The organism is Actinoplanes cyaneus (genome assembly GCF_016862095.1).
GTDB classification, from domain to species: domain Bacteria; phylum Actinomycetota; class Actinomycetes; order Mycobacteriales; family Micromonosporaceae; genus Actinoplanes; species Actinoplanes cyaneus.
This window is the reverse complement of record NZ_BOMH01000034.1, coordinates 20642-27330: the sequence shown is the minus strand read 5'-3', so window position 1 is coordinate 27330 and position 6689 is coordinate 20642. Positions and strand designations below refer to the sequence as shown.

Below are 6689 nucleotides of genomic sequence, written 5' to 3'. Positions count from 1 at the left end.
CCCCACCGCGCCCCCACCCCACCGCGCCCCCACCCCACCGCGCTCCGGCCCCTACCGCGCCCCACCGCGCCTCGCCCAGCCGCTCGGCGCCTTGCCCCCGTCCCTCCGCGCCCCAACCGCTCCGCGCCCCAACCGCTCCGCGCCCCAATCGCTCCGCGCCCCAACCGCTCCGCGCCTTGCCCCCGCTCCGGTCCGCGCTCAACCCGCAGCCGACGCTGATTCCTGTCACGGGCCCCGCGCCGTCGGCAGTCACCTCCGCCCCGCGAAGCACCCCGCAGCGCCAGCCGCGTGAGGTGGGCTGGTGCTGGAGGGTGTGTCCGCGCTGCGAAGCACCCGTGAGCGCCAGCCGACCGAGGTGCGCCTGGCGTGAGCTGGTGCTGGTGGGTGTATCCGCGCTGCGAAGCAGCCGTGAGCGCCAGCCGCGTGAGGTCGGCTGGTGCTGAGGGCTGTATCCGGCTTGGGTCGGAACCCTCAGCGCCAGCTGAGAGGTTTCGGCTGATGGTGAGGGTTGTTTCGCGGCGCCGTCAGCGCCGTCAGTGCCAGCCGGCCGTCGGAGCGACTCGGCCATGCCGTGGCTGGGTCGGGCGGTGGCCGGGGTGGCTGGGTCCGGCGGCGCTGGAGGGGTGGCTGGGTCCGGTGGTGGCTGGGGCGGGCGGGGTCAGGCGCCGGCGCGGAGGACCTGTTTGAGGGTGAGGTCCGGGTTCAGGACGACGACGTCGGCGCGCAGGCCGGGGCTCAGCGCGCCCCGGTCGCTCAGGCCGAGCAGCCGCGCGGGCGTCGTCGACGACATCGCCGCCGCGTCGGCCAGGGACAGCCCGGCCGTGACAGCGTTGCGGAAGGCCACGTCCATGGTCAGCGTGCTCCCCGCGATCGACCCGCCCTCCGCGAGCCGCGCCACGCGGTCGGCTACTACGACCGCCTGGCCGCCGAGCTCGTACGACCCGTCCGGCATCCCGGTCGCGTCCATCGCGTCGGTGACCAGGATCGAGCGGTCCGGCCCGGCGCTGCGCGCGGCGAACGCCAGCATCCCGGGGTGCAGGTGGATGTTGTCGGCGATCAGTTCGACGGTCGCCGTGGAGGAGAGCAGCCCGACGACCGGGCCGGGTTCGCGGTGGTGGACCGGGCGCATCCCGTTGAACAGGTGGGTGGCCACTGACGCGCCCGCGTCGACTCCGGCGTGGGTCTGCTCGTAGGAGGCGTCGGTGTGCCCGACGGCGGCGAGGACACCGGCGTCGCGCAGGCAGGCGATCGCTTCCAGAGCGCCGTCGAGCTCGGGGGCGACGGTCATCATCCGTACCGCGCCCTCGCCGATCTTGATGATCTCGGTGATCTCCGGCAGGACCGGGTCACGCAGGAACGCGGGGTTCTGCGCGCCGCAGCGGACCGCGGAGAGGTACGGCCCCTCGAAGTGGATCCCCGCGATCACCCCGGAGTCCACGAGCGGCTTGTAGGCCAGCGTCGCCGAGCGCATCAGCTCGAACGGGGAGCTGACCAGGCTGGCCAGCATGGTTGTGGTCCCGTGCGACAGGTGGAACTCGGCCGCGCCCCGGGCGCTCGACGGGTCGCCGGTGGTGAACGTGTGACCCCCGCCGCCGTGACAGTGCAGATCGATGAAACCGGGCACGATCACGTCGTCACCGGCGCTGTCGTCCGGCACGACGGCCTCGATGGTCGTACCGGAAAGGCGAAGTTGACCTTGAACGACGCCACCGGGGGTGACGATCCGGCCGGAGATGCGGGTCATGCGGGGCTTCCCAGCGAGTCGAGAGCGAGCAGTGCGGCACCCAGGCAGCCGGCGATGTCGCCGAGCTCGGCCCGGACGATGTCGGGGGTGCGGTGGAACGTCACGCGCTGGCCGAGCGCCTCCCGGACCGGCGCGAGCAGTTGGTCCCCGGCCTCGGCCAGGCCGCCGCCGAGCACGACCACCCCGACGTCGAAGAGCGCCTGCGCGGTGAGCAGCCCGTCGGCGAGCGCCTCGACCGCGTCCTGCCAGACCCGGGTGGCCAATTCCTCGCCGGCCGCGGCGCGGGTGGCCACGTCGTACGCGGTAGCGCCGGCCTGCCCGGAGAGTTCCGAGTAACGCCGGCCGATCGCCCGGGCGGACGCCTCCGTCTCCAGGCAGCCGCGCGAGCCGCAGCCGCAGGGGATCCCGCCGGGCCGGACGATGATGTGCCCGATCTCCCCGGCCGCGCCGTGCGCCCCGGAGTAGCCGGCGCCGTCCACGACGAGCCCGCCGGCGATGCCCGTGCCGATCGCGACGAAGAGCACGTGCCGTCGCCCGCGCCCGGCGCCGAGACGCGCCTCGGCGAGGGCCCCCGCGCGGACGTCGTGACCGAGCGCCGCCGGCAGCCCGAGACGACGACTGGCCAGGTCACGCAGCGGCACGTCGCGGAAGCCCACGTTCGCCGCCCAGACCGCCACGCCGGTGACCTCGTCGACCACGCCGGGCACCGCGATGCCGGCCGCGACCGGGGTGAGCCCGTCCGCGCGGGCCCTGGCGGCCAGCCCTTCGGCGATCTCCAGGATGTTCTCGGTGAGGGCGTCCCCGCCGCGTTCGGCGTGGGTCGGGTGGCGTTCCTGGTGGTGCACGGCACCGTCCGGCTGGACCAGGGCGCATTTCATCCCGGTGCCCCCGACGTCGAGGGCGATGACGACGGTGTCGCTCACGGCTGGGCGTCGGGCAGCACGATGGAACGCGTCAGGCCGCTCGGGTTGTCCGGGTCGAGGCCCTGGGTGGTGGCGAGCAGCACGGCCACGCGCTGTGCGAGGACCAGGTCTGCCATCGGGTCGAGCGGGGCGCGGCCGCCGACCCAGCGGCCGAGCGAGGCGTACCCGCCGTGGTGGCGGCTGTGCACGAACGACGCGCCGCGCGCCTCGACCTCGTCGGCGAGCCCGGCCGGGACGTCACCGAACGCCCACACCACGCGGCGCGGGCCGGCGATCGAGATCGGGCCGTGCCGGTAGTCCATGGCCGGGTACGACTCGGTCCAGAACCCGGCGGTCTCCCGGCACTTGAGGGCGGCCTCCTCGGCCAGGCCCACGGTCCAGCCCCGGCCCAGGAAGGTGATCTGGTCGGTGAGCGCCGGGTGCACCGGCAGCGGCAGCCGGACGGCCACCTCGGCGTCCATCGCGGCGGCGTCGATGTCGTGGCCCAGGTGCGCGCGCAGCAGGGCGAGCACGCTGGTCGCGAAGCGGGTCTGGACGACCGACTGCTCGTCGGCGAAGTCCAGCACGACGGCCTCGCCGGCGACATCGACGGCCGGCTGGGCGGGGTCCGCGGTCAGCACGGTGACCGGGGTGTTCTGCCCGACCGCGCGCATCACCTCGAGCGTCTCGGTGGTGGTGCCGGAGCGGGTGATCGCCACGAGCCGGTCGTACCGCCGCCCGTACGGGAAGTCGGAGGCCTGGAACGCGTCGGTCTCACCGTGCTCGGCCTGCTCCCGCAGAACCGCGTACGACTTGGCCATGAACCAGGAGGTGCCGCAGCCGATCACGGCGACCCGCTCGCCACGGGCCGGGAGCCCCGGCGACGCGGCCAGTTTCGCGGCCTGCCGCCAGCAGTCCGGTTGGCTGGCGATCTCCGCCTTCACGTGCGTCATGGCTCATCCTCACCGATTGTGCTGCGCATTTACGCTCGGTAGCCGGGTATTTCGCGCGTTATTGTGCTCATGACGCCGCCGCCGGGGCAAGTACCGCGCACGGGCTCTCTTTGCTTTGCGGCCTTTCGAGCACTAATGTGCACACACTTATCATGGAACGTGCATCGGGGAGTCTGGGTGGACCGGTACGCGCGGTGGAATGCCCTGCTGGAGCTGCTCACGGAGAGCGGCCGGGTGACCGTCGAGGAGGCCGCTGAGCGCCTCGACGTCTCGCAGGCGACCATCCGGCGCGACTTCGACCAGCTCGCACAGCAGCAGATGATCACCCGGACGCGCGGTGGCGCGGTCGCCAACGGCGTGTCGTACGACCTGCCGCTGCGCTACAAGAGCGCCAAGCACTCCGCCGAGAAACAGCGCATCGGCGAGGCCGCCGCCCGGCTCGTCACCCCCGGCACGGTCGTCGGTCTCAACGGCGGCACCACGATCACCGAGGTCGCCCGCGCGCTGGCCGTCCGCCCCGATCTGAACGCCGGCGGCGAGGGCTCCCAGCTCACCGTCGTCACCAACGCCCTGAACATCGCCAACGAGCTGCTCGTCCGCTCCCGGATGAAGATCGTCGTGGCCGGTGGCGTCGTCCGCCCGCAGTCCTTCGAGGTGGTCGGGCCGCTCGGTGGCGCGCTGCTCAAGGAGGTCACGCTCGACATCGCGCTGCTCGGCGTCGACGCCCTCGACGTGGAGCTCGGCGCGGCCTCCCACCACGAGGGCGAGGCCGCCATGAACAGCCTGATGGTCGCGCGCGCCAAACGCGTCGTGGTCATCGCCGACTCGTCCAAGCTGGGCAGTCACGCGTTCGCCAGGATCTGCCCGATCACCCAGATCGAGACGCTGGTCACCGACTCCGGCGCGTCCTCGTCGACCGTTGCCGCGTTCCGCGAGGCCGGCGTCGAGGTCATCGTCGCCTGAGGATTCCACACCCCTTTCCGGCGTACGGGCCGGGCGCGCACCGTGGCTGGCCTCCCGGGATCGGCGCTGATCACTTAAGGTGCGTCGATGACCGCCGTACTCGAGATATCAGGCCTGCGGAAGATCTATCGCAGCCGCAAGGGTGTCCGGAAGGCGCTGGACGGCTTCGACATGGTGGTGGAGACCGGCCAGGTGCACGGCTTCCTCGGCCCGAACGGATCGGGCAAGACCACCACGCTGCGTACGCTGCTCGGCCTGATCCGGCCGAACGACGGCCGGATGGCGATCCTCGGCCAGCCCGTCCCGGACCGCCTGCCCCAGGTCGCCGGCCAGGTCGGGGCCATCGTGGAGAGTCCGCAGTTCTTCGGCAACTTCTCCGCCGAGACGACGCTGTCGCTGCTGGCCGACGCCGGGGGCGTGAACCGGTTGCGGGTGCCGGCGGTGCTGGAACTGGTCGGGCTGCGGGATCGGGCCAAGGAGCGGGTGAAGACGTACTCGCTCGGCATGAAACAGCGGCTCGCGGTGGCGTCGGCGCTGCTCAAGGAGCCGAGACTGCTGATCCTCGACGAGCCGGCGAACGGCCTGGACCCGGGCGGCATCCGGGAGATGCGCACGCTCATGCGGGACCTGTCCGACTCCGGGATGACAGTGCTGCTGTCCAGCCACATCCTCGGCGAGATCCAGCTCATCTGCGACTCGGTGACGATCATCTCGGCCGGCCGGCGGGTGGCCGCGGGCTCCGTCTCCGAGGTGCTCGCCAGCCACACCTCGTCGACCGTGCGGGTGCGCCTGGAGCCGGGCGTCGACATGCTCGGCGCCGCGGAGCTGCTGCGTACCGCGGGGGCCGCGATCACGATGGAGAAGGACCACTTCACCGTGGGGAACGCGAGCAACCCGGCGCAGATCACCAAGCTGCTCGCCGAGCGGCAGATCTACGTCTCCGAGCTGACCCCGGTCTCGGCCGACCTTGAGGACGTGTTCCTCGAGCTCACCGGCACCGCTCCGGTCGACGGGACGAACCGGCAGGTCGACCAGGTCGTGGCGAAAGGCGGGTGGGGTCAGTGAGCCTGTTCCGGGCGGAGACCCGCCGGCTGACCAAGCGCCGTTTCACCAAGTTCTCCGTGCTGATCGCGCTGATCGTGCTCGGGTTGATCGCCGGCGGCACGGCGTACACGCATGCGAAGGCCTCCGCCGAAACCCGGGCCACCGCCGAGGCGCAGGCCGAGAACGAGTGGAAGGACCAGGTCCGGTTCGCCGAGGAGGCGCAGCAGGAGTGCCAGAAGGACCCGTCGAAGTACGGCGGGAACTGTGCCGACATCACTCCGCCGAGCCGCGACCAGATCTCGGCCGACCAGTTCATGACGCCGCAGTTCGACTTCCGGGAGGACTTCCCGGCGATGGTGATCGCCTGGGCGGCGCTGCTCGCGCTGGTCGCGTTCGTGATCGGCGCGTCCTTCGTGGGCGCCGAGTGGAACAGCGGCGGCATGATGAACCTGCTGCTCTGGCGGCCGCAACGGCTGCAGGTGCTGTCCACCAAGCTCTCCGCGCTGCTGACCTGGCTGTTCGGTCTGAGTCTGGTCACCGGTGCGGCCTGGACCGGCCTGTTCTGGTTGATCGCGACGCTGCGCGGGACGACCGAGAAGATGACCTCCGGCGCCTGGCAGTCGCTCGGCCTGACCGGTCTGCGCGGGCTCGGGCTGGTGCTGGTGGCCGGCGCGATCGGCTTCGGCGTGGCGTCGATCGGGCGGCACACCGCGGCGGCGCTGGGCGCGGCGATCGGCGTGATCGTGGTCTTCCAGTTCGGCCTGGCCATCGTGCTGGAGCTGGCGCGGGCCCGGTTCTACGAGGCGTACCTGCTGCCGGCCTGGATCGGGGCCTGGATGGCCAAGTCCTACGAAGTCGTCGACTACAACGCGCCGTGCGACTTCTCCGCCACGGAGGGTTGTCAGCAGCCGGTGTTCACCATTACCTGGCAGATGGCCGGCAGTCTGTTCGCCGCGGTGTCAATCATCATTGTGGGTGCCGCAATGTGGACGATCCGTAGGCGAGACATCACCTGAGGTAGCGTACGCGGAGATCGCCGGTGGCCATTATGCTGGTGATCTCCACGCAACAGATCCGCAGTCA

At 71.8% G+C, this 6689-nt stretch carries 6 protein-coding genes; 3 read left to right on the top strand and 3 right to left on the bottom strand.

Annotation, left to right across the window (positions count from 1 at the left end; translation table 11 throughout):
* Positions 1-658: 658 nt before the first annotated feature.
* Genes nagA through Acy02nite_RS22200 form a run of 3 tightly spaced genes read right to left on the bottom strand, consistent with a single transcriptional unit; the run spans position 659 to position 3599 of the window.
* Positions 659-1744 carry an N-acetylglucosamine-6-phosphate deacetylase gene (nagA, locus tag Acy02nite_RS22210; protein WP_203743496.1) on the bottom strand — a complete coding sequence of 362 codons (1086 nt, stop codon included), beginning with the start codon at positions 1742-1744 and terminating at the stop codon, positions 659-661.
* Complete coding sequence (locus tag Acy02nite_RS22205) at positions 1741-2667, bottom strand: ROK family protein (protein ID WP_203743494.1); 927 nt, start codon at positions 2665-2667, stop codon at positions 1741-1743. The genes nagA and Acy02nite_RS22205 overlap by 4 nt, the downstream gene beginning before the upstream one ends.
* Complete coding sequence (locus Acy02nite_RS22200; protein ID WP_203743492.1) at positions 2664-3599, bottom strand: SIS domain-containing protein; 936 nt, start codon at positions 3597-3599, stop codon at positions 2664-2666. The genes Acy02nite_RS22205 and Acy02nite_RS22200 overlap by 4 nt, the downstream gene beginning before the upstream one ends.
* Positions 3600-3776: 177 nt before the next feature.
* On the opposite strand from Acy02nite_RS22200, the gene Acy02nite_RS22195 reads away from it, so the two are divergent.
* The 3 genes from Acy02nite_RS22195 to Acy02nite_RS22185 all read left to right on the top strand — a co-directional run bounded on the left by Acy02nite_RS22195 (position 3777) and on the right by Acy02nite_RS22185 (position 6622).
* Entirely contained in the window at positions 3777-4562 is a 786-nt protein-coding gene (locus Acy02nite_RS22195) for a DeoR/GlpR family DNA-binding transcription regulator (RefSeq protein WP_203743500.1), read from the top strand.
* 87 nt (positions 4563-4649) lie between these two features.
* Positions 4650-5627, top strand: coding sequence for an ABC transporter ATP-binding protein (locus Acy02nite_RS22190; protein WP_203743490.1), 978 nt, complete (start codon positions 4650-4652; stop codon positions 5625-5627).
* Positions 5624-6622, top strand: a complete 999-nt coding sequence (locus Acy02nite_RS22185) for an ABC transporter permease subunit (protein ID WP_203743488.1) — start codon at positions 5624-5626, stop codon at positions 6620-6622. The genes Acy02nite_RS22190 and Acy02nite_RS22185 overlap by 4 nt, the downstream gene beginning before the upstream one ends.
* Positions 6623-6689: the final 67 nt, after the last annotated feature.

What these genes read in the sequence shown, in the direction of transcription:
- nagA (WP_203743496.1), bottom strand. Translation starts at nt 1,744, where the DNA reads ATGACCCGCATCTCCGGCCGGATCGTCACCCCCGGTGGCGTCGTTCAA.
- Acy02nite_RS22200 (WP_203743492.1), bottom strand. Translation starts at nt 3,599, where the DNA reads ATGACGCACGTGAAGGCGGAGATCGCCAGCCAACCGGACTGCTGGCGG.
- Acy02nite_RS22190 (WP_203743490.1), top strand. Translation starts at nt 4,650, where the DNA reads ATGACCGCCGTACTCGAGATATCAGGCCTGCGGAAGATCTATCGCAGC.